Genomic DNA, 21,296 nt, shown 5'->3' with positions numbered 1-21,296 from the left:
TTTTATTAATCATAAACCACAGATATTTAATCTGTAGGTTGGGATAGATTTATAAGGAGCATTCCTGTAAGTAAAAAAAATAAGAGTTGAAAAAAAAGGAACCTCCTTCCTGGTTTTATTTTACCATCCCAAAAAGAAGTTTTTTCATTTTTTTATTTACACAATATTTTTTATGGTCTATTTTTAGAAGTTAATTTTTTTATTTTTTCAACAGATAACTTCGTTGTTTTAGAAATAATTTCTATATCAACTCCATTTTTTAATAGTTCTTTTGCCATTCTTTCTTCTGGAGTTAATTCAACATCTTTATCTAAATTACTAACAATTTCAACCTCTTTTTTATCAAAAGCTATTGAAACTTTTATTATATCATTTATTCCATAATTTTTTATCTCTTCTTCATACTTCTTTTCATTTATTTGTTTTAGTCCATTTTTTGCACTGTCTTTTAAACTTTTATCTTCATCTCTATTGTACTTTTTAAACTCAATAATTATTCCTTTATCTGTTTTATCTTTTGGAATTAAAATAACATCAGCTCTTCCAAGTCCTGTTTCTCTATTACTCTTTATTATGTACTTTTCTTTTAAACCAACACTCATTCCAAGTATCAGTCCATGATAAAATCTTTCTGGTTCCTTTCCACTAACATCAAAGTAACTCAATGTATTCATCGTTAAATCTTTAAATTGATCTGTAAAGGTTTTTATTCTTCCTACTTTTAAATTCAAAAGCATATTTTCAATACTTATATTTGATTCTCTCAACATATTTCTAACTGTTTGTACAAAAAAATCTTTTACTTCTTCATTTGGTATCTTTACCTTGTATGTTGTTATATTGTTTTGTCTTTTTTTACTCGTCCATTTTAAGTATCCACTAAATAAAAATAATGTCCAGATTGCACTTTCACTATTTAAGTTTAAATCACCATAAACCATTGTTTCTATTATTTCGCACTCTACTTCTTCTCCGTTTATTAACTTTTCTACATTATCTTTTATATTAACAGTTCCTTCTTTTATTAACTTTCTTATTAAATAATTCCCACTCGTATTCATCCAATATGGACCTATCTTTTTTTCATCTACTAAGTTTATAATAGAAAAAGGATTGTAAATTTCAACACCACCAAAGTTATATCCATTGTACCAATCTATAACTTCTTTTTCTTCATATTCAAGTTCATAATACTTCAATGTTTCTTCAACTTCTTCTTTAGTTAAACCATACTTATCATTGAATAGTTCATTCAATACAGTAGAAATCTTTAAGTTATTTACACCAGTAAAGATACTTTCTTTAGAAACTCTTGTTATACCAGTAAGAACTGCTTTTTCAAGGTATACATTATCTTTTAATGCCATGCCAAATAAGTTACCTATTAAAGATATTATTTCATCATAGTAACCATGTAAGTAGGCTTGTTGAATTGGAGTATCGTATTCATCTATTAATATTATTACCTTTTTACCATAATATCTTTCCATATATTCAGATAAACTTCTTATACAGTTTTCATATTTAGCATCATCTGCTGTTTCTAACATTATTTCTTTAAATACAATTTTTTCCTTTTCACTCAATATTTCAAAAACATATTCATGTTTTGTATATAATCTTGAAAGTTCCATTGTTAATAAAGCATGCATCTTTTTTAAGTTATTAGACTTTAAATCTTTAAAGGTGATGTATATAACAGGATGTTTATTTAAATGTTTTTCTATTATGTTCTTTTCTTTATATATTTTTAAGTTTTTAAAGAGGTGTTCGTTGTTTTGAGTAATATCAAAAAAGTACTTCATCATGGATTGACTGAGAGTTTTCCCAAACCTTCTTGGCCTTGTTATTAATAAAACATCTCCACTTTCAATAACTTCTTTGATTAACAAACTTTTATCTACAAAATACATATTGTCTTCTATTAATGATTTAAAATCACTTCTTCCTATTGGAAGCCTTTTTTTCATTTTCATCACCTCAAATTAATTATATCATAATTAAATAATTATATTTTAAAATTAATGTTTTTTATTATTTGTTTCAAGAATGTATTTTGCTATTTTCGTATTTCTTAATCCATTTATGTAAGTTTAATACTTCTTTAGATTTTATTATTTCTTTCATTTGGTTCTTCCCTTTCTTTTTTCTTTTATTATATCTTTTTGATAATTTGCTTTCAAGTAACTTTGGAAAGAACCACTTTTATTATACATTAAACAATATTATATTAATAATGAATTGAATTTATTAAGTTAAATAAATAAAATATAATATTAAAATATTTGTGTGCACAAATAAAAATACAAATTAGAGGAGCATTCCTGTAAGTAAAAAAAATAGGAGTTGAAAAAAAAGGAACCTCCCCGTAAAATATAAAATGTAGAGCAAAACTACAAATATTTTACAAAAAGGGAGGAACCTCAAATGAATTATACACAAAATGAAAAAATAAAGCAAGTGGATGAAAAAACATTAGTAGTAGGAGTAGACATAGCAAAAAAAACACACTATGCAAGGACATTTGACAATCGAGGGATAGAATACGGAAAAGTAATAAAGTTCAAATCAAATAGAGACGGATTTGAAGATTTCAAAAAACAAATAAAAGAAATAGCGAAAAAAGAAGGTAAAGAAAAAATAATAATAGGAATAGAACCAACAGGGCATTATTGGTGTATTTTGCAAGTAAAGAATAAGCCAAATTACAATTGAAAAATGGGCCAAAAAAATAAAACGCTGAATAAAACCACGTTTCAGGAAACATTAAGAGTTCGTTAATATTAATAATCGAGAGTGTAAAATATTAAGTGTATAAGGAAAAAAGATACAGATCTGGTGGCAAAATAAAACCAGAGGAGGTACGAAAAATGGGAAATGTACTACAGGAAATAATAAAGGAAATGGTAAGAAAAGGAGAAATCCGAACAATAAAGGATATAAAGGAGTTAACAAAATCACTGACAGGAAATCTGATCCAGGAAGTACTGGAAGCGGAACTCGAAGACGAGCTGGGCTATGGCAAGTATGATAGAGTTAAAGGTACCTCGAGACAGGAAGGGAGAATATGAACCCAAAATAGTTCCAAAGTATTAGAATGATATTTCAGAGATAGAGGAAAAAATAATAAGTTTGTACGCAAGAGGAATGACCACCAGGGATATATCTGATCAGATAATGGATTTGTACGGATTTGAAGTATCAGCTGAACTGGTGAGCAAGATAACAAATAAGCTTATGCCAGTAATAAAAGACTGGCAGGAAAGGCCATTACACGAAATATACACCTTCGTTTTCTTGGATGCAATATACTTCAACGTTAGAGAAGACGGAAGGATAGTAAAAAAGGCTGCTTATGTAATAATAGGTGTTGACATAGACGGAATTAAAGATGTGCTAGGGATATATGTTGGTGAAGTAGAAAGTGCCAAGTTTTGGATGGGAGTACTTAACAACCTCAAAAACAGAGGAGTTAAGGACATACTTGTAGCTTCAATAGATGGTCTTTCTGGATTCGAGCAGGCTATAAATGCAACCTTCCCGCAAACTATGATACAAAGGTGCATAATCCACCAGATTAGAAACACCCTGAAATATGTTCCTCACAAGGATAGGAAAGAGTTTGCAAAGGACTTAAAGACAATCTATACAGCACTGGATGAAAAGACAGGCTATGATAATCTAACCAATGTAATAAACAAATGGGGAGACAAGTATTACGCTTCATTGAGGAGCTGGGAGAAAAATTGGCACCTATTATCCACCTTCTTTCAGTTCTCAGACGGGGTAAGGAAGATTATGTACACCACGAACATCATAGAGTCACTTAACAGGCAATTCAGGAAGGCTACCAAGACCAAATCAATATTCCCTAATGACGATGCTGTCCTTAAAAGTTTATACCTTACTACCAAAAACGTGACAAAAAAATGGACAGCACGGTTTCACAACTGGAACGCTGTTATTTCCGAACTGGCCATCCTTTTCGAGGATCGTCTTAAAGACTACCTCTGAAAGTAGCTTGTAATCCTTAAAAAATCTATACTTTGTACCGCGCAGATGGGTTGTCGCCCTTTCAGTCATTGCAGTTTTTTACTGTAAAAGGTTGGTTTTACCAATTTTGCCTTATTTTATTCATACTATTCAGGAACATTTTTTTCATTTTCTAATAACTACATTTTTTTAAGATTTTTGTCGTTGTTTTCCAATATTTATATGCTACCAAATATATCTAATACACACTAATCTTTACAGATTCGTCTATTTTTAGAAGTTAATTTTTTTATTTTTTCAATAGATAACTTTGTTGTTTTAGAAATAATTTCTATATCAACTCCATTTTTTAATAGTTCTTTTGCTACTTTTTCCATATCTGTTAATTCAACCTTCTTATCCAAATTACTAACAATTTCAACCTCTTTTTTATCAAAAGCTATTGAAACTTTTATTATATCATTTATTCCATAATTTTTTATATCTTCTTCATACCTTTTTTCATTTATTTGTTTTAATCCATTTTTAGCACTATTTAATAGTGTTTTTTCGTTTTTATAAAACTTTTTAAACTCAATAATTATTCCTTTGTCTGTTTTATCTTTTGGAATTAAAATAACATCAGCTCTTCCAAGTCCTGTTTCTCTATTACTCTTTATTATGTACTTTTCTTTTAAACCAACACTCATTCCAAGTATTAATCCATGATAAAATCTTTCTGGTTCTTCTCCACTAACGTCAAAATAACTCAATGTATTCATAGTTAGTTTTTGAAAGTCTTCTTTAAACTCTTCTATATGTCCATTTATTAAGTTTATTAATATATTATTGAGTTTTATTCTTTCTTCTTCAAGCATTGATACTACAGTTTTATTGTAAAATATTTTTACTTCTTTATTTGGTATCTTTAATGTATATCTTTCATAATCATGATTTATATTTTTTGTCCATTTTAAGTATCCGCTGAATAAAAACAATGTCCATACAGACTCTTCTAAGTTATTATTTAAGTCACCATAAACCATAGTTTCATTTATTGTACTTTCAATTTCTTCACCATTTATTAGTTTTTCTATTTTATCTTTTAATTCAGCACTTCCTTGTTTTATTAATTGTTTAACTAAGTAGTTTCCACTCGTATTCATCCAATATGGTCTTATCTTTTTTTCATCTACTAAGTTTATAATAGAAAAAGGATTGTAAATTTCAACACCACCAAAGTTATATCCATTGTACCAATTTATAACTTCATTTTCTTCATATTCAAGTTCATAATACTTCAATGTTTCTTCAACTTCTTCTTTAGTTAAACCATACTTATCATTGAATAGTTCATTCAATACAGTAGAAACCTTTAAGTTATTCACACCAGTAAAGATACTTTCTTTAGAAACTCTTGTTATACCAGTAAGAACTGCCTTTTCAAGGTATACGTTATCTTTTAATGCCATGCCAAATAAGTTACCAATTAAAGATATTATTTCATCATAGTATCCGTGTAAGTAAGCTTGTTGAATGGGAGTATCGTATTCATCTATTAATATTATTACTTTTTTACCATAGTATCTTTCCATATACTTTGATAAGTTTCTTATAGAGTTTTCATACTTTGCATCATCCGCCGTTTCTGAAGTTATTGATTTATATACTGATTTTTCTTCTTCATTTAAAACTTCTAAAACATACTTATGATCTATGTATAAAGATGAAAGTTCCATGGATAATAAGTCATGCATCTTTTTTAAGTTGTTAGACTTTAAATCTTTAAAGGTAATGTATATAACAGGATGTTTATTCAAATGTTTTTCTATTATATTCTTTTCTTTGTATATCTTTAAATCTTTAAAAAGGTGTTCGTTATTTTGAGTAATATCAAAAAAGTACTTCATCATAGATTGACTGAGAGTTTTACCAAACCTTCTTGGTCTTGTTATTAATAAAACATTTCCGCTTTCAATAACCTCTTTGATTAACATACTTTTATCTACAAAATACATATCTTCTTCTATTATAGTTTTAAAATCACTTTGTCCTATTGGAAGCCTTTTTTTCATTTTTATCACCTCAAATTAATTATATCATAATTAAATAATTATATTTTAAAATTAATGTTTTTTATTTTCCTGTAATCTGCCCATTTTAATATTTCTTTTACTCTTTCAACTTCTTTTTTATTTTCTGTTTCAAGAGTTTCATTATTTTCTATTTTTTTTAAAATTCTATCTATATTTTTATAAGTTAATCCCATAGCAAATTCATCTGTAATTCCAGGAATAAGATCTGGTGAGGGTGATTTATTTATAATGTGTTTAGGTATATTTAATTTTTTTGAAAGTTCATAAACTTCTGTTTTGTAAAGATGCATTATTGGTTCAATATCTACAGAATCATCACCATACTTTACATAAAATCCAGTTTTTAATTCTGTTTTATTTGTTGTTCCAATAACAGCATAATTTCTTTGTTCAGCTTCTAAATATAACATACACATTCTTACTCTATGCTTAGCTCTATAATATGCAAGACCTTTTAAAAATTCTGAATCTCCTTCATTTTTCAAATCTTGAATATAAGTATCTTTTTCATTTGTCCACTTATTCATTACATATTTTTCTTTAATATTTCTTGGTATTAAAGTTGATGATGGTTCTAAAGAATACACACCCATTTTCTTTAAAATGGGTGATATCTTTTTTATCTTATAATCTAAATCATAAAAATTACAAACATCTATAGAATCTTTTAAAGTGTTTTTTGATGAATCCTTTTCTGGTAATAGTAGTGCAAATATATTTTCTTTTCCAATTGCTTTTTTACATAATCCAGCAACAACTGCTGAATCTATTCCTCCACTTATTCCTATAACAGCTCCCTTATATCCATATTTATTTACTGTGTTTTTTATGAATTCAATTATTTTTTCCATTTGAATTCTCCTTATCTTCAGTATTTTTTTCATTTTCCCATTCGTCTAATTTTTTCATAACCAAATCATGAGTTTTTTGAGATACTTCTGGTAGTGATCCTAATTCTTTTTTTGCTTCATTAAAACCTTGTTCAATAGCATCTTTAAGAAGTTTTATTTTACTTTTATCTCCTCCAGAGATAGATTTGGCAAATTCTATTATCCTATTTGCAACACCTTCTGCAGACCAATCTTCTTTTGATAATTCATCTTTTATTTCTGATAAATCTGGTTCTTTTACTTTTATTCCATTTTGTTTTTTTACTAAATAGTCTACATATTCTTTGACTTTTAAAAAGATATTTCCATATTTATTTTTTAAAACCTTCCAAGCTTCCTTTGATTTAACTTCCTTGGGTTTTAAGTTTGAATAGTCATTAAACTTTTCAATTTCAATTTCTTCTTTTTTTATAGAAACTGAAGTTACAGAGATCTTTGTTTTTTTACTTTTTTTTGAATTTTTGAAATTGAGGTGATTTAATGGATATTCATTTACTGAATTAATACGCATATAAATCCCTCCTAAAGTATTATTTGTGAATCAATATATTATCGACTTTATTTATTAAGATATTACAAATATTATAGTATAATAGTATAGCAGAAAGGAGAATTAAAAATGTGGTTTAAAATAAATTATAGTTTGCCAAAACCTGTTTACGAACAAATAAAAGATAGAATAAAAGATTTAATACTTTCTGGAAAGATAATTGAAGGTGAATACTTACCTTCAATAAGAGTTTTAGCTGAAAGTATAAAAGTCAATTTAAATACTGTTGCAAGAGCCTATAGAGAACTTGAATTTGAAAAAATAATAACTGCTAAAAAAGGCAAGGGATATGTTGTTAACAAAATAAACGAAGAATTAATAGAAGTAGAAATTTTTAATGAACTAAAAATAATTTTAAATAGAATAAAAAGAAGTGGAATTGATAAAGAGAAAATTATAAATTTTATTGAAGAATATTTGGAAGGTGATTCAAAATGAGTTTAATAGAAGTAAAGAGTTTAAAAAAGATGTATAAATATAGAATAAAAAGAAGTGGAATTGATAAAGAGAAAATTATAAATTTTATTGAAGAATATTTGGAAGGTGATTCAAAATGAGTTTAATAGAAGTAAAGAGTTTAAAAAAGATGTATAAATTTGGAAAAAGAACTTTAAAAAAAATAAGTTTTAATATTGAAGAAGGTGAAATTTTATCAATTATTGGACCTAATGGTGCTGGAAAAACAACAATTTTAAAATCATTGTTAAAATTAATAAAGAGCGGTGGAGAAATAAAATATAAAAACAATAAAATAACTGAAAATGATATAATAAATGATTTTTCTTATTTACCTGAAGATAAAGTTTTATATGAAAACTACACTCCTAATGAATTTATAAAACTTATAAATAACATTGATAAAAAATTTAATTTAAAAAAAGCTTTAGAATACTTAGATAATTTTAAAATAGATAAAAACATTAAATTAAAAAAAATGTCTGCTGGTAAAAAAGTTTTATTTTATTTTATTATAACTATATCAAGAAATAGCAATGTATACTTATTTGATGAACCTACTATTTTTTTAGATTCTATAACGAAAAAAAAGATTCTTGAGGAAATTTTAAAACTTTCTTATGACAATAAAACAATAATTTTTACAACACAAATATTGTCAGAAGTAGAATTCATATCTTCAAAAGTTTTAATTTTAAATAATGGTAAGATAGTAGAATTTGACTATATTGACAAAATAAAATCAAGATATATAGGACTTTTAACTTCTAATGATTTAAAAGATTTTATTAGTAAAAAAAATATTGTAAATAATGAATATTTGTATATAGTAGATAAAAAAAAATATGATACCTCCTTATTTAAAACAGAAGATTTGACTTTTGAAACTATTTATGAAGAGTTGATTGGAGGACATGAAAATGTTTAAAAAAGAATTAAAAGATAATAGATTAAAATTAATAATTACTTTTTTTGTATTTTTAACTATGTTTTTGTTTTTGTATTTTATGCAACAAAAAACTTATGAAATATTTAATTCCAATACTTCATTAAGAGAAATGTTCAATTCAAATCAAGATTATGAAAGCTATAAAGAAAATCTAAAAGATTATTCAATTTATATAAAAACACAATGGTATATAAAAAATATTGGACAGTTTATTCCATTTTTAGGAATTTTACTAAGTTTTTCAATATTTACTAAGGAATTTACCAAAAAAACAATATCAATATTTTTACTTAGAATAGGTAGGAAAAATTTTTTTAATTATAAATTTTTTTCTAATCTAATTTTTTCTATAATATTAATACTATTTATAGATCTTTTTCCTTTTTTTGGTATACTGCAAAATAAAATTCTTCATTCATCTATATTTTTTGAATATTTTTTGGGACATGTTACAGCTTTTTTGATTTTTTATAGTTTTACAATATTCATTTCTTTATTAACAAATGAACAATCAAAAACATTGATAATTTCATTTTTTGTTCTTGTATTTTTTACATCAGTATCAATTTTTGGAATTAAAGAATTAAGTATATATTATTTTATTTCAAATCCTTTTTTTAGTATATGGTATACAATTTTATTATTATTTTTAAGTATTATATTTTATTTGATTAGTTTAAGATTATTTTTAAAAAAAGAATTATAATTAAGTTGTAAAAAGCATTGCTTTTTACAACTTAAATTTTATACTTCTCTTTTTAGAATTTCCCATATTATATGTTGAACCAAGAGCTATAACTAAAGCTAATTCAATTGGAAGACCAGTATTTATTATTTTTTCACAAGTTTTTTTAGTATCATATTTTATTCTTCTGAATTCATGTGAATAAACACCGTTGTTAATATCAATGATTAAATATACAGCCTCTGGAATTCCTTCTTTTGTTCTTCCAACGCTACCAGCATTGTATACTGTTTTTCCATTTATATTTTTTTCCATTGAAATGTGAGTATGTCCATTTATTATTATATCTTCATTTACAGAATTAACCAACTCATTGAGTCTATTAACCTCTATATTTGGTTTTACGTATTCTAAAAGTTCATTTAAAGGACTGCCATGAACTAACAATATTTTAAGACCTTCAAATTCAATATGAAGTTTTTTGGGAAGATTTTTTAAAAAATTTTTATTTTCAGAACTTGTATTTTTAATTGTCCAACTTATTGACTCATCTCCAACTTCTGTTTCTCTTCCTGGATTATATGTACATCCACAACTTTCTTTTTCATTTCCAACCGCATCATCATAATTACCCATTACACTCTGTATTTTTAACTCTCTTATTTTTTCAACTACTTCATTTGGATTTGGACCATACCCAACTAAATCACCAAGACTATATATTTTATCTATATTTTGTTTCTCTATGTCATTTAAAATAGAGTTTAAAGCCTCTATATTTCCATGTATATCAGAAATAAATGCAATTTTCATATTTTCACATCCCTAAAATATTTTTTATGCTAAATGTAGTATCTAATATCTATATTAGCATATATTCATACAGAATTTGATGCTTAATTATTTTTTAATAAAATTGTAATTGACAAATAAGAAAATAAAATTTATAATATATGTGCATACGTTCATATGTTAAAATGATAAAAATAGAAAAGGAGTGATAATATGAAATTAGTTTATTGTCCCACAATGACACCATTTGCAAGTGAAATTTTAAAAAATGTAAGTGATGAAGTAGAATTTATAAAGGTTCCAAGTGCGGCTCAAGCATTATCTATGCTTAAATATAATGAAGCTGATTCAGTTTTGATAGGTAGAAGTGCAAAGCAAAGAGAATTATCTGAAGATACAAAAGAATTAAGATTAAAAAACGGATATACTTTAGCCTTTAAAGATAAAGAAATGATTTATGAAGAAGAATTAAAAGATTTATCAGTATTAACTTATCTAAATGAAAATGACTTAAATGATTTTAAAGATACTTTTAAAGAAATAAAATACCTTTCGAGTTTAAAAGAATGTTTAAAATTCAAATTAGATATTCCTATTTTAGTAGATTGGCAAGATTTTAGAGAAGACTTTCAACTATTAATACCAGTTAATGATGATGGAAAGGTTATGAAATTTAGAGCTCCTGTTTTATATTATAAAAAAAGGACTGAAGATATTTTAAAAATAAAAAATATGTTTAATGGTGAAAATGAATGATAAATACAATAATTGGAATATTAATTTTCATTATAGCCCTTACTATGACAATGGTAGGAAAAGGAGGAGGCAATTTTTATGTGTTAATACTAACATTATTTGGAATTCCAATAAGTCAAGCAGCAACAGCTGGTCAATTTATACTTTTTAGTGCAGCATTTGCAGCAATGATTATTTTTCATAAAAAAAAGGTTGTAATTTGGAGTTTAGCTTTTTTAATAGGAGGGCTTTCTGCTACATCTGCTTTTTTAGGTGGGTATTTTTCTCATTTTTTTACTCCAGTAACATTAAAACTCACTTTTTCAGTTTTACTAATTATTTCTGGAATAATAATGTTAATTCCTGTTGCAGAAAAAAATATCACATCAAAAAATAAAAAAATTGGTTATTGGACTATAAAATCAAAAGATAATAATTATTTAATAAACTTATGGCTAATTATTCCTATAACTATTTTAATAGGATTTACATCTGGTATGGTTGGCGTTTCTGGAGGTTCATTTTTAGTTCCATTAATGGTTTTAGGTTGTTCTGTACCAATGTATGTAGCGGTTGGAACAGCATCTCCATTGATAATGGTTACAGCATTTACAGGCTTTTTAGGGCATTTATTTCAAGGAGACTTTAATGCAGTTCTTTCAATTTCATTGGCAATAATAGCAATCTTTGGTGGAGTAATTGGAGGTAAGTTAGCTTTAAAATCAAGACCAAAAAATCTAAAAAAAATATTTGCTTATACTAATTGGTTAGCTGCAGTATTGATGCTAGGAAATATATTTTTAAGGTAAAGGAGTGATTATTATTAAAGAAAATATTAAAGAACATGATTATTATGTAGATATTGCTGAATTTTTTTCCGCTTTTGCAGATCCAACAAGATTAAAAATATTACACGTACTTTTAGATGGAGAAAAATGTGTCCAAAAAATTTCAACACTTTTAGAGTTAAATCAATCTACCTGTTCACATCAATTAAAACTATTAAAACAATATAAATTAGTAAAGGCTAGAAGAGAAGGAAAATTTATTAGATACTCTCTTGATGATGAACATATTGAAAAAATAATTAAAATCGGAGATGAACATGTAAAAGGAGATGATTAAATTGGCGCATCATCATTCTCATGGTGAAATAAACTCAAAAAATCTTATTATAACAATGTTTTTAAATTTTTCAATAACAGTTGCTGAAATTATTGGAGGTATTTTTTCAGGTAGTTTGTCTTTGTTGTCTGATGCACTCCATAATTTAAGTGATGGCTTTTCAGTTATTATAACTTACATAGCTTTAAAATTATCTAAAAAGAAACATACAGAAAAAATGACCTTTGGTTATAAAAGAGCAGAAATACTTGCGGCATTGTTCAATGCTTCAGTTTTAGTCATTGTATCAATATTTTTATTTAAAGAAGCATATTTAAAGTTTATTAATCCAGAACCAATAAATGGTGGAGTTATGATATGGGTAGCACTCATTGGATTAATTGCAAATACTCTTTCAGTAATTCTTTTAAGCAAAAATGCAAAAGATAGTGTTAATATAAAATCAACGTATCTTCATTTATTGTCTGATGCATTATCTTCTGTAGGTGTTGTTATAGGTGGAATTATGATTTATTATTTTAAAATATATTGGATAGACCCACTTTTAACAGCTTTAATAGGTGCTTATGTTATAAAAGAAAGTTTTGAAATATTAAATGAAACTTTAAAGATATTAATGCAAGCAACACCAGAAGAAATAAATGTAAAAGAATTAGAAGATAAAATAAATAAAATAAAAGAAGTTGAAAATATACACCATTTGCACATATGGAGATTGAGTGAACATGATATTCATGCTGAATTTCATATAAAGCTAAAAGATGATGTTAAATTAAGTGAAGCAGATATAATAAGAGAAAAAATATCAAAGTTAGCTCATGATAGTTTTGATATCGAGCATACAACCATTCAGATGGAGTACAAACAAAGAGAATCTGTTGGTTTAATAAAAAATAACGAATAAGAAGACAGCTAATGCTGTCTTCTTATTCGTTTGGTGTAATTTTTATTTCTTTTTCACTTAGATTATCTTTTTTCAAAAGAGGTTGGATTTTTTCAAAAGCTTTTTTTACTACATTGTTTTTAGAAACCATTTTTTTTATTTCCTTTGAATCAGGAAAAGATATTGCTGATGTTGGACAAAGATTTGCACAAGTTTGGCAACCCACCATACAGTTATAAGGTTGAGCAACAATAGGTTTTTCTAATGAAGCATCAAAATCAAATACTCTCCTTCCACAACTTACAAAACAAATACCACAACCTGCACATTTATCTAAGTCAATCTTAGGAAACCATTCAACTTCTTTTCTATTTAAACCCCACCATGAAACTTTTGTTAAATCTTTTACTTCTCTTCCCAATGCATCTTTACCTATAGCTGGAACATCATTTGGAACTGCCATATTTATCACCTCTTAATATATTAGAATATTAAAAAACACTTATATTATGGTTATTAGAAAAACAATTAAGTATATTAATATATTTAAATACTTAATTGTTTAAATATTTTTTTAATCACTATCTTTTAAATTATCTATTTCTTCTTTAGCGCTAAATTCTATTTTACAAATCCAACCTTCGTCTTCAGGATCATCATTCATTAATTCTGGCTTTTCTTCTAAAGCTTTATTAACTTCAATTACTTTTCCAGTTAATGGAGTATAAACATCACCGGCTGATTTTACAGATTCAAGAGTACACAAAACATCTCCACTCTTAACTTCTTTTCCAACTTCAGGTAATTCTATAAATGTTATATCTCCTAATTCATCAGCTGCATTAATTGATATTCCTATTGTTGCTATTTTTTCATCTATAATAGCATATTCATGTGTTTCTGAATATTTTTTCATAATAAATCCTCCCTTTTTTTAAAGATGTATTGCCATTCCTTCTAATCCTTCCAATGCTCCCAAAAAAGATTCTGTTAGAGTTGGGTGAGGATGAATTGAATCAACTAAATTTTCTATATTCATATTATTTCTTACTGAAATAACTCCTTCCATAATCATATCTGTTGCATTTGGTGAAACAACAGACATTCCCAAAATTTTCTTAGTTTCTTTATCTGCAATAATTTTTACAAAACCATATCTTTCTTCAAGAGTACGTGCTCTTGGGTTTGCAGAAAGTGGGAATTTTGATACTATTACTTTTTCTTTATCTAAATCTTTTTCTCTTAAACCTGTTGAAGCTACTTCTGGATTAGAGAAAATTATTGATGGAACTGCTGAATAATCCATTAATTTTTTTTCACCAGCTATGTTGTGTGCTGCAACAATTCCTTCAAACATTGCAACATGAGCAAGCATTATTTTCCCTTTTATATCCCCTACTGCATATACATTTTCAATATTTGTTTTCATTTCATCATTTGATATTACGCCTCTTTCAATATTTACTCCAAGATTTTTAATATCATCTGTTATATTTGGTTTTCTCCCAACAGCCATAAGTACTTTTTCAGTTTCAATACTTATTTCTTCATTGGTTTCAGAATTTAATATTTTAGTAATATATGAAGTTTCATTTTTTTCTACTCCAAGCACTTTATGTTTTTCATATATTGAAACTCCATTTTTCTTTATTACTTTTTTGACTTCATTTGCAACGTCTAAGTCTTCTGTTGGTAAAATGTGATCAGCTAATTCTATAACATAAACTTTTTTTCCTAAAGTAGAAAAAAATGTTGAAAATTCAATTCCTATTACTCCTCCACCTATTATTAAAATTGATTCTGGAAGTTTTTCAAGTGAAAAAACATCATCGCTTGTCCACAACCCTTCAACCTTATCAAATGGTGGAAACATAACTGGAACAGAACCATGTGCCAATATTAAATTTTTAGTTTCTAAATTTTCATTTGTTTCTTTTATTTTAACTGTATTTTTATTTAAAATTTCTGCTGTTCCATTGTATACAGTTATTTTATTTTTCTTCATTAAAAATTCTACACCTTTTTTAGATGATGTAACTATTTTTTCCATATGTTTCATTATATTTTTAAAATTATAATTTACATTTTCTACTTCTATTCCAAACTTTTTTGATTTTTCAATTATTTCTGAATATAAATGTGCTGAAGTTAACATGGCTTTTGTTGGAATACACCCAACATTTGTACATGTTCCACCAAAAGCTTTTTTTTCAATAATAGCAACTTTTTTACCAAGCTGAGAAAGTCTTATAGCAGAAACATATCCTCCTGGACCACCACCAATTACTATTGCATCAAACATATCTTTAGTTCCTCCTAATGTATATTTTTGTACTCAGTGAATCATCTACTATAGCTAAAATTTCATTACCATCACTCTCTATTATCTTTGGAATTCTTTCTTTTGATAATGGATAATCAACTATAACAAGTAATACTTGTCCTTTTTTTAATTTTTTTATTTCTTTTCTTGCTGTTACATCTGGAACAGGACATACTTCTCCACATAAATCTATAAATTTATCAACATTTATTTCTTCAATATTCTTTATTTCATTAGAAAATATTTTTAAATTATTGTAAGAATATGATTTTATATTTTTTAAATTTGACAATATTTGTATTCCAGATTCTATAAGATCGTATACAAGTTTACATGAAAGATCATAACGTTCAACTCCATCTTTTTCATAAGAAATTATTAATGATCTATTTTTTAAATATCTTAAATGTCTATATATTGTTGATTTATCCATTGATAACTTTTCAATCATTTCATTTAAAGTTGAACAGCTATCTTTTAATAATACTAATATTTCAAGTCTTGCTTGATTTGTAAGGATTTTAAATAAATCAGTTAAATCCAATGTTTGTACATTTAATTTTTTATACTTCATACTAAATCTCCAAATTAATATTAAGGTAAAGGAAAAGCGTTAGCTTTTCCTTTATCCTATAAATTTTTCTTCTTTTTCAACTATATCAATAAAATTAGAGTAATCAATTAAAGGTACTTTTGCTTCTGATTCATCATAACCTCTACAAATAAAATCATCTTTTATTGCAACTTTTTTACCTTTTATAGAGTTTATTTCAGCTGTTCTTGTCCAAAATATTCCATTTTGTATAAAAACAATTGTATCTTCATCTTTAGTATTAGAAAGTTTAATTCTTTCTGCTGGATTATCTAATCCATACTTAACTAAAACAAGAGCCATATTAACACCTCACATAAATATTACTGAATCAAAAGAATGAAAAAACTCATTTAACTCATTTTCTTTTAATAATTTTGCATTAAAGTTTTCATCGATATTTTCCTTTTTTACTCCATACTTTTCTAAATGTTCTTCAACGCCAAAAACTTCTGTTTCATATCTTTTTACAAATCTATGAACTATTTTTATTGGTAATAATCCCATTTTTTCAGGTGCTGTATTTTTAGATAATGAAGTACTTGCAGCTTCTAAAACCAATAAAGAAGGTTCAATATCTTCTCCATACATACCAAATGCAGTTCTAAATCCTTCATTTGTCCATAATGATCCTACAGGAGATTGATAAACGACAAATAATACTTTTTTATCCATATTTCACCTCACGCCATAAAGCTTATAAATCTATCAGAGTTATACACTAATTCAGCTAATTCAGGTAATCCACTAGCTCTTGAACCTTCGATAATCATGTCTGTTGTTATTCCTCTATAATCCATACAAATTCCACATATATCTACTTTTAATCCTTTTTCTTTTATCATTGTTTCAAGTATTTTTGGTAAGTTTCTATCACTTCTTACTGGTTTTATTTGTTTATTACTTGCTAATGCTGCGTCACAAAATAAAAATATTGTAACTTCGTGTCCTTTATCAAGAGCTGCATCAGCAATTTTTATTATCGAATCAAGATCTTGATATGTATAAGGTTGAACCATTGCTTGTATTGCTATTTTCATAAAATGCCTCCTTAACTTAATCTCTTTCTCTATACAATAGCCATGCCATTGTCCAGTTACCTAATATAAAGAATATTGAAGCAACAATTGATGATATTGCTAATTGTGGAACACCTGTTAAGAAATGTCCAACATTACATCCACCAGCAGTTACAGCTCCAAGTCCCATTAAAAATCCACCTATCATTACTTGTAAATATGTAATTGGATTTTTAGGCATTCTTAGCTTAAATTCACCAGCTAATTTAGCGGTTATTCCTGCTCCAACAATAATACCAAGAATTTCTAAACCTTCCCAATTTAATGGTTTTTTATTTAAAAATCCATCAAATAAATTTATCCATCCACCAGTAATTCCCATTCCATAATGTCTTCCTGAAGCTGTACTTGTTATAAAGGCAAACCCAGCAAGTAAAGCTATAAGAATAGATGCTGTTTTAAATCCTAATTTTGTAGGTCTTTCTGTTGTTTTTGTTCCAAAAACATACCATAACATCAATCCAACAAATATGGCAACAACGATCCATTGATTTAAATGTAAAACAGAAGAAAGTGTTGGTCCTGATTTTTCTACAAAGTATTGTGAATCATTTGTAGTTTTTATACTTTGACCAAATAATTTTAACCACCAATTAAAAGCACCATGTTTTGTAGCATAACCTGTTAAACCATAGAAAACAGCCGCAAACCAAGCTGTTGTCATACCTTCTCCAACTCTATAAGTTACACCTGAAGCACATCCACCAGCTAAAACCATTCCTAACCCAAATATAAAACCACCAACAATATTAGCTCCCCAGTTTAATGGTTTTGGATTCATAGTCATCCAACCAAATTGAGCAAATAAAACAAAAACTATTGATTCTAATGCAAGTGTTAATGCAGCAAGTTTCATTAAATAATTATCTTTAAACATTAAAACATCTCTAAAAGCTGAATTAAAACAAACTCTTCCTTTTTGTAAAATTACCCCAAAAATAAGACCGATTATTAATCCGGACCATTCCATAAATTTACTCCCCCTTTAGATTACTTTATTTTAATATAAATTTTCCATTCTGAACTTCCAGATTCTTCAATTTCAAGTACTTCGTTACCCATTTTTTTAACAGCTTCTGGAATTCTTTCTTTAGACATAGGGTAGTCAATCAATACTTCTAAAATTTCTCCAGGTTTCATCTTTTTCATAGCTCTTTTGGTTTCAACATCTGGAACAGGACATACTTCTCCCATAACATCTAATGTTTTTGTAACTTCGTACTTTGCCATAAAAAACACCTCCATGATTTTTTTTTTGTGAAAATATATGATTTTTTTCACAAATAGTTATAAAGTCTTTTTGTATTAAATATATTAGTAATTTCTTAATTAATTAATTATTTTATTAATTCGTTTACATTATAAATAATAATTATTTCAAAATTATTTTTTAAACGTTAATTATTGGTAAAAACGTTTTTGAGGATTTTTATAAAAAAACAATAACTTTATTGAAGTAATAAAGTTATTGTTTTATCATAATTTTTATATTTTTTCAATTTCTCCAACTATTTCTACTGAATCTTCTAAAGTTCTATATGTTGTACTTTTTTTTGATATAAATTCTTTTAATTCATCTAAATTAATTGTTTCATTTGTTTCTATTTTCATAAAGTATTCTATTTTTACAAGTTTTGGTATAGAAGGATCTCTATAACCATTTAGTGTCATTTTTATATCTTTAAAATTTAATTCTTTAGCTTTAAAAAATCTTTGTGTATTTATTATTAAACAAGAACCTAATGCTCCAATAACTGTTTCAACTGGAGTATGAGCATGAGTATGTTTACCTTCAGTATTTACAGAAATTTTTGTTTCTAAACCACGTGCTTTGTGTAATGAAACAGATTCTTCTGGATGCAATGTTGTTTCTAATACAAATTTTTGTATCATTCTATTCCTCCTCGTATTTTCTTGTATAATTTATTTTAGTATTTTTTTCAAAATACTTTTTTATTTTATTTTCTAATTTTACATAAAATATCATAAATATTATTTGAAAAATAGGCAATATTGCAGCAGGTATAGCAACTAATGGACTAAATGCAAGTGTTGCAATTGCCACTGCTGTACCATTGTTTTTACCAGTACTTAAAAATACAATTCCCATGTGTTCTTCATATGTAAGTCCAGCTCTTTTATTAAACCAAGTTTCAAATACTAATGCAATTATTAAATATATTATAGTTAAAAATCCAAGTATAATTAATAAATTCCATTTACTAACAAGCATATGACCTTTTAAAAAGAAAATAAAAAATATTACTCCCAACATTGATACTAAAGTTATTAATCCTATTAAAGGTTTTGCTCTTTTTAAGCCTTTTTCTCCAACTTTTGAAATTATAATTACTCTTGTTATATATCCTAAAATTATTGGTAATATTATTACATAAAACATTGATTTTAATATTGAATTCATTGGTATTGTAATTTTACTTCCATGAGCTATTATTGATAAATAAATTGGAGCAAGTATAGGGATTAAAATAAAATTTATTGTTTGAGCTATTGTTGCCACTTCAACACTACCTTTTACTATTCCAGTATATCCTATACTTGAAGAACTTACTGGTATTAGCATTACTAGCATAAATCCAAGTGCTAATTCATCATTGTGAAGAAATAACCGCATTAATATATAGGCTATTACTGGAGTAATTAAATAGTTGTATAATAAGCTTAATAAAATCGCTTTAGGATCTTTAAATAGTTTAGTTATTTTTTTCCAATCCATATTTATCATCATAGGATAAATCATAAAAAAAACAAAAAATACAATTACATTTGAAAAAATAGATTTATTCGTTGCAGCAAACTTTGAAAAATTTGCTCCTAAAATCCATCCAATAGATAAAAAAGTTAATGTAAAAAAAATTAAATATTTTTTTATATTAAAGGTTAACTTTTTTATAACTTCCATTTTAAATCACCCCTTTATTTATATATGAACATTCGTACATATTATAATATTATTATATTACAAATCAAATAATCAATTATTTATTTTTAATTAAATTAAAATATAAATTAATGGGTGAATACCAAAGATTTATAATAATAAATATAATTAAAAAAAAATGTTCTTTCGAATGAAAGAACATTTTTTTATTTTTATTACATAGAAAAAATCTTAAATGATACTAAAACTAATGCTATTCCAATAAAAATTTGAAATCCTTTTCTCCACTTATCTTTAAAGAAAACATTAGTTAAGTCATATACAAAGTGTATTGATGCCCACAAACTTATAGCATAAATATAACTATCAAAGGCTTCCATTGAAGGAGTAAATATATAATGCCACATTATAGCAAATAACGAAGAAAAAAATGCTGTCATAGTATTACCTAAATACACTTGTTTTGCATTCATTTTTCCACTTTTAATTGCAAGAGGTAATTTTAATGATTTTAATGACGTTCCAATAAAACCTATTGAAAAACCACTTATTATTGGTCCAAAAAAACCACAAAATTTTACAAACCCAGGTTTAGGATCTTTATGATCCATTTCATGATCTTTGAAATGAATAAATATCATTCTTAAACCATATAATAAAGCTAAGATTCCTAATGTTATAGTTAAAAATTTATTAGAACTCAAGCTATTTAAGTATGATCCAAGTAAGGAACTAAAAAATGTCATTATTGGTATAAATGTAAAAAATTTTATTAATGCTGCTTTTGGCATCTTTTTGATTTTTTCTTGATTTTCAAGTATTATATATAAACTACCAAGCATAATTACCCACAAAAACAAATCAATTGCACTTCTTATACCTTTACCTGCAACGGTCATTAACATTAGAATTGCAAAAAAACGGTCAAATCTTATTTTTAATCCACCTGTTACAAAACCAACTACAAAAATTACAATAAGAAAACTTGTTATACTTCCCATAATCACACTCCCTTTTTAAAAATATTTAATATTTTTTCAATTTTATCATTTACAATATAGTAGCATATTCGTCTACCATCTCTTTTTGATTTTACTATTCCAAGATTTTCTAATTTTGATAATTGATTAGAAACGGTTGATTGTGATCTATTTGTGTGTGGAACTATTTTACAAACGCAGTGTTCTCCTTTTAATAATATTTTTATTATTTTTAATCTTGTTTCATCGGCTAATGCTTTAAATATTTTTAATTCTTCATTCATAAT

Annotated in this window: 27 protein-coding genes and 1 pseudogene; 10 read left to right on the top strand and 18 right to left on the bottom strand. The window is 26.0% G+C overall.

The window, feature by feature from the left end:
* Positions 1 to 170: 170 nt before the first annotated feature.
* Positions 171 to 1,970 carry an AAA family ATPase gene (locus IGS63_RS08225; protein ID WP_232521184.1) on the bottom strand — a complete coding sequence of 600 codons (1,800 nt, stop codon included), beginning with the start codon at positions 1,968 to 1,970 and terminating at the stop codon, positions 171 to 173.
* Positions 1,971 to 2,427: 457 nt separating this feature from the next.
* Here IGS63_RS08225 and IGS63_RS08220 point away from each other — a divergent pair, with 457 nt between their 5' ends.
* Entirely contained in the window at positions 2,428 to 2,715 is a 288-nt protein-coding gene (locus IGS63_RS08220; protein WP_190614028.1) for an IS110 family transposase, read from the top strand.
* A gap of 155 nt (positions 2,716 to 2,870) precedes the next feature.
* Positions 2,871 to 4,014 (top strand): annotated as a pseudogene (locus tag IGS63_RS08215) (IS256 family transposase).
* A 227-nt stretch (positions 4,015 to 4,241) separates the two neighbouring features.
* Here IGS63_RS08215 and IGS63_RS08210 read toward each other — a convergent pair.
* From IGS63_RS08210 to IGS63_RS08200, 3 genes are read right to left on the bottom strand one after another with little or no spacing between them, the layout of a single operon-like run.
* Positions 4,242 to 6,047: an AAA family ATPase gene (locus IGS63_RS08210; protein ID WP_232521180.1), complete on the bottom strand. Its 1,806-nt coding sequence runs from the start codon at positions 6,045 to 6,047 to the stop codon at positions 4,242 to 4,244.
* 38 nt (positions 6,048 to 6,085) lie between these two features.
* On the bottom strand, positions 6,086 to 6,919 hold the full coding sequence (gene nadE / locus IGS63_RS08205; RefSeq protein WP_190614027.1) for an NAD(+) synthase: 834 nt from the start codon (positions 6,917 to 6,919) through the stop codon (positions 6,086 to 6,088).
* Complete coding sequence (locus IGS63_RS08200; protein WP_190614025.1) at positions 6,903 to 7,469, bottom strand: hypothetical protein; 567 nt, start codon at positions 7,467 to 7,469, stop codon at positions 6,903 to 6,905. The genes nadE and IGS63_RS08200 overlap by 17 nt, the downstream gene beginning before the upstream one ends.
* A 108-nt stretch (positions 7,470 to 7,577) precedes the next feature.
* Here IGS63_RS08200 and IGS63_RS08195 point away from each other — a divergent pair, with 108 nt between their 5' ends.
* From IGS63_RS08195 to IGS63_RS08185, 4 genes are read left to right on the top strand one after another with little or no spacing between them, the layout of a single operon-like run.
* A complete protein-coding gene (locus IGS63_RS08195; protein WP_190614024.1) occupies positions 7,578 to 7,946 on the top strand; it encodes a GntR family transcriptional regulator in 369 nt (122 codons plus the stop codon).
* On the top strand, positions 7,943 to 8,065 hold the full coding sequence (locus tag IGS63_RS11780; protein WP_269777920.1) for a hypothetical protein: 123 nt from the start codon (positions 7,943 to 7,945) through the stop codon (positions 8,063 to 8,065). The genes IGS63_RS08195 and IGS63_RS11780 overlap by 4 nt, the downstream gene beginning before the upstream one ends.
* Positions 8,062 to 8,892 carry an ATP-binding cassette domain-containing protein gene (locus IGS63_RS08190; RefSeq protein WP_190614023.1) on the top strand — a complete coding sequence of 277 codons (831 nt, stop codon included), beginning with the start codon at positions 8,062 to 8,064 and terminating at the stop codon, positions 8,890 to 8,892. The genes IGS63_RS11780 and IGS63_RS08190 overlap by 4 nt, the downstream gene beginning before the upstream one ends.
* Entirely contained in the window at positions 8,885 to 9,619 is a 735-nt protein-coding gene (locus IGS63_RS08185; RefSeq protein ID WP_190614021.1) for an ABC transporter permease subunit, read from the top strand. The genes IGS63_RS08190 and IGS63_RS08185 overlap by 8 nt, the downstream gene beginning before the upstream one ends.
* A gap of 24 nt (positions 9,620 to 9,643) precedes the next feature.
* Here IGS63_RS08185 and IGS63_RS08180 read toward each other — a convergent pair whose 3' ends face one another.
* A complete protein-coding gene (locus IGS63_RS08180) occupies positions 9,644 to 10,411 on the bottom strand; it encodes a metallophosphoesterase family protein (protein WP_190614020.1) in 768 nt (255 codons plus the stop codon).
* Between the two features lie 192 nt (positions 10,412 to 10,603).
* Between IGS63_RS08180 and IGS63_RS08175 the strand changes: the two genes are divergently transcribed.
* From IGS63_RS08175 to IGS63_RS08160, 4 genes are read left to right on the top strand one after another with little or no spacing between them, the layout of a single operon-like run.
* The gene (locus IGS63_RS08175) at positions 10,604 to 11,146 is read left to right on the top strand and encodes a hypothetical protein (protein ID WP_190614018.1); all 543 of its coding nucleotides are present in this window, start codon (positions 10,604 to 10,606) and stop codon (positions 11,144 to 11,146) included.
* Positions 11,143 to 11,934 (top strand): sulfite exporter TauE/SafE family protein, encoded by a 792-nt coding sequence (locus tag IGS63_RS08170; protein WP_190614017.1) that lies wholly within the window; start codon positions 11,143 to 11,145, stop codon positions 11,932 to 11,934. Before IGS63_RS08175 ends, IGS63_RS08170 begins: the two co-directional genes overlap by 4 nt.
* A 4-nt stretch (positions 11,935 to 11,938) precedes the next feature.
* Positions 11,939 to 12,250: an ArsR/SmtB family transcription factor gene (locus IGS63_RS08165; protein WP_190614016.1), complete on the top strand. Its 312-nt coding sequence runs from the start codon at positions 11,939 to 11,941 to the stop codon at positions 12,248 to 12,250.
* A 1-nt stretch (position 12,251) separates the two neighbouring features.
* Positions 12,252 to 13,154, top strand: a complete 903-nt coding sequence (locus IGS63_RS08160; protein WP_190614014.1) for a cation diffusion facilitator family transporter — start codon at positions 12,252 to 12,254, stop codon at positions 13,152 to 13,154.
* A gap of 22 nt (positions 13,155 to 13,176) precedes the next feature.
* Here the strand turns inward: IGS63_RS08160 and IGS63_RS08155 are convergent, their stop codons facing one another.
* The 13 genes from IGS63_RS08155 to IGS63_RS08095 all read right to left on the bottom strand — a co-directional run bounded on the left by IGS63_RS08155 (position 13,177) and on the right by IGS63_RS08095 (position 21,293).
* Positions 13,177 to 13,596: a 4Fe-4S dicluster domain-containing protein gene (locus IGS63_RS08155; RefSeq protein WP_190614011.1), complete on the bottom strand. Its 420-nt coding sequence runs from the start codon at positions 13,594 to 13,596 to the stop codon at positions 13,177 to 13,179.
* Positions 13,597 to 13,707: 111 nt separating this feature from the next.
* Positions 13,708 to 14,049, bottom strand: coding sequence for a glycine cleavage system protein GcvH (gene gcvH / locus IGS63_RS08150; RefSeq protein ID WP_190614009.1), 342 nt, complete (start codon positions 14,047 to 14,049; stop codon positions 13,708 to 13,710).
* Between the two features lie 18 nt (positions 14,050 to 14,067).
* Positions 14,068 to 15,435 carry a dihydrolipoyl dehydrogenase gene (gene lpdA / locus IGS63_RS08145; protein ID WP_190614008.1) on the bottom strand — a complete coding sequence of 456 codons (1,368 nt, stop codon included), beginning with the start codon at positions 15,433 to 15,435 and terminating at the stop codon, positions 14,068 to 14,070.
* 4 nt (positions 15,436 to 15,439) lie between these two features.
* Positions 15,440 to 16,030: a sulfurtransferase TusA family protein gene (locus IGS63_RS08140; RefSeq protein WP_190614006.1), complete on the bottom strand. Its 591-nt coding sequence runs from the start codon at positions 16,028 to 16,030 to the stop codon at positions 15,440 to 15,442.
* Between the two features lie 51 nt (positions 16,031 to 16,081).
* Positions 16,082 to 16,351, bottom strand: a complete 270-nt coding sequence (locus tag IGS63_RS08135) for a DsrH/TusB family sulfur metabolism protein (RefSeq protein ID WP_190614004.1) — start codon at positions 16,349 to 16,351, stop codon at positions 16,082 to 16,084.
* Positions 16,352 to 16,360: 9 nt separating this feature from the next.
* Positions 16,361 to 16,723 carry an intracellular sulfur oxidation protein gene (locus tag IGS63_RS08130; protein ID WP_190614002.1) on the bottom strand — a complete coding sequence of 121 codons (363 nt, stop codon included), beginning with the start codon at positions 16,721 to 16,723 and terminating at the stop codon, positions 16,361 to 16,363.
* An 8-nt stretch (positions 16,724 to 16,731) separates the two neighbouring features.
* Positions 16,732 to 17,088 carry a DsrE/DsrF/TusD sulfur relay family protein gene (locus tag IGS63_RS08125; RefSeq protein WP_190614000.1) on the bottom strand — a complete coding sequence of 119 codons (357 nt, stop codon included), beginning with the start codon at positions 17,086 to 17,088 and terminating at the stop codon, positions 16,732 to 16,734.
* Between the two features lie 16 nt (positions 17,089 to 17,104).
* Positions 17,105 to 18,097: a thiosulfate transporter TsuA gene (gene tsuA / locus IGS63_RS08120; protein ID WP_190613999.1), complete on the bottom strand. Its 993-nt coding sequence runs from the start codon at positions 18,095 to 18,097 to the stop codon at positions 17,105 to 17,107.
* A 20-nt stretch (positions 18,098 to 18,117) separates the two neighbouring features.
* Complete coding sequence (locus tag IGS63_RS08115) at positions 18,118 to 18,357, bottom strand: sulfurtransferase TusA family protein (protein WP_190613997.1); 240 nt, start codon at positions 18,355 to 18,357, stop codon at positions 18,118 to 18,120.
* 255 nt (positions 18,358 to 18,612) lie between these two features.
* Entirely contained in the window at positions 18,613 to 19,020 is a 408-nt protein-coding gene (locus tag IGS63_RS08110) for an OsmC family protein (RefSeq protein WP_190613995.1), read from the bottom strand.
* A gap of 1 nt (position 19,021) precedes the next feature.
* Positions 19,022 to 20,050 carry an arsenic resistance protein gene (locus IGS63_RS08105; protein WP_190613994.1) on the bottom strand — a complete coding sequence of 343 codons (1,029 nt, stop codon included), beginning with the start codon at positions 20,048 to 20,050 and terminating at the stop codon, positions 19,022 to 19,024.
* 194 nt (positions 20,051 to 20,244) lie between these two features.
* Entirely contained in the window at positions 20,245 to 21,030 is a 786-nt protein-coding gene (locus IGS63_RS08100; RefSeq protein ID WP_190613992.1) for a hypothetical protein, read from the bottom strand.
* Positions 21,031 to 21,032: 2 nt separating this feature from the next.
* Entirely contained in the window at positions 21,033 to 21,293 is a 261-nt protein-coding gene (locus IGS63_RS08095; RefSeq protein WP_190613991.1) for an ArsR/SmtB family transcription factor, read from the bottom strand.
* Between the last annotated feature and the right edge of the window lie 3 nt (positions 21,294 to 21,296).

Source organism: Tepiditoga spiralis (assembly GCF_014701195.1).
Lineage (GTDB): Bacteria > Thermotogota > Thermotogae > Petrotogales > Petrotogaceae > Tepiditoga > Tepiditoga spiralis.
Note: the sequence above shows the minus strand (reverse complement) of the source record. Positions and strands in the feature narration are given on the sequence as shown.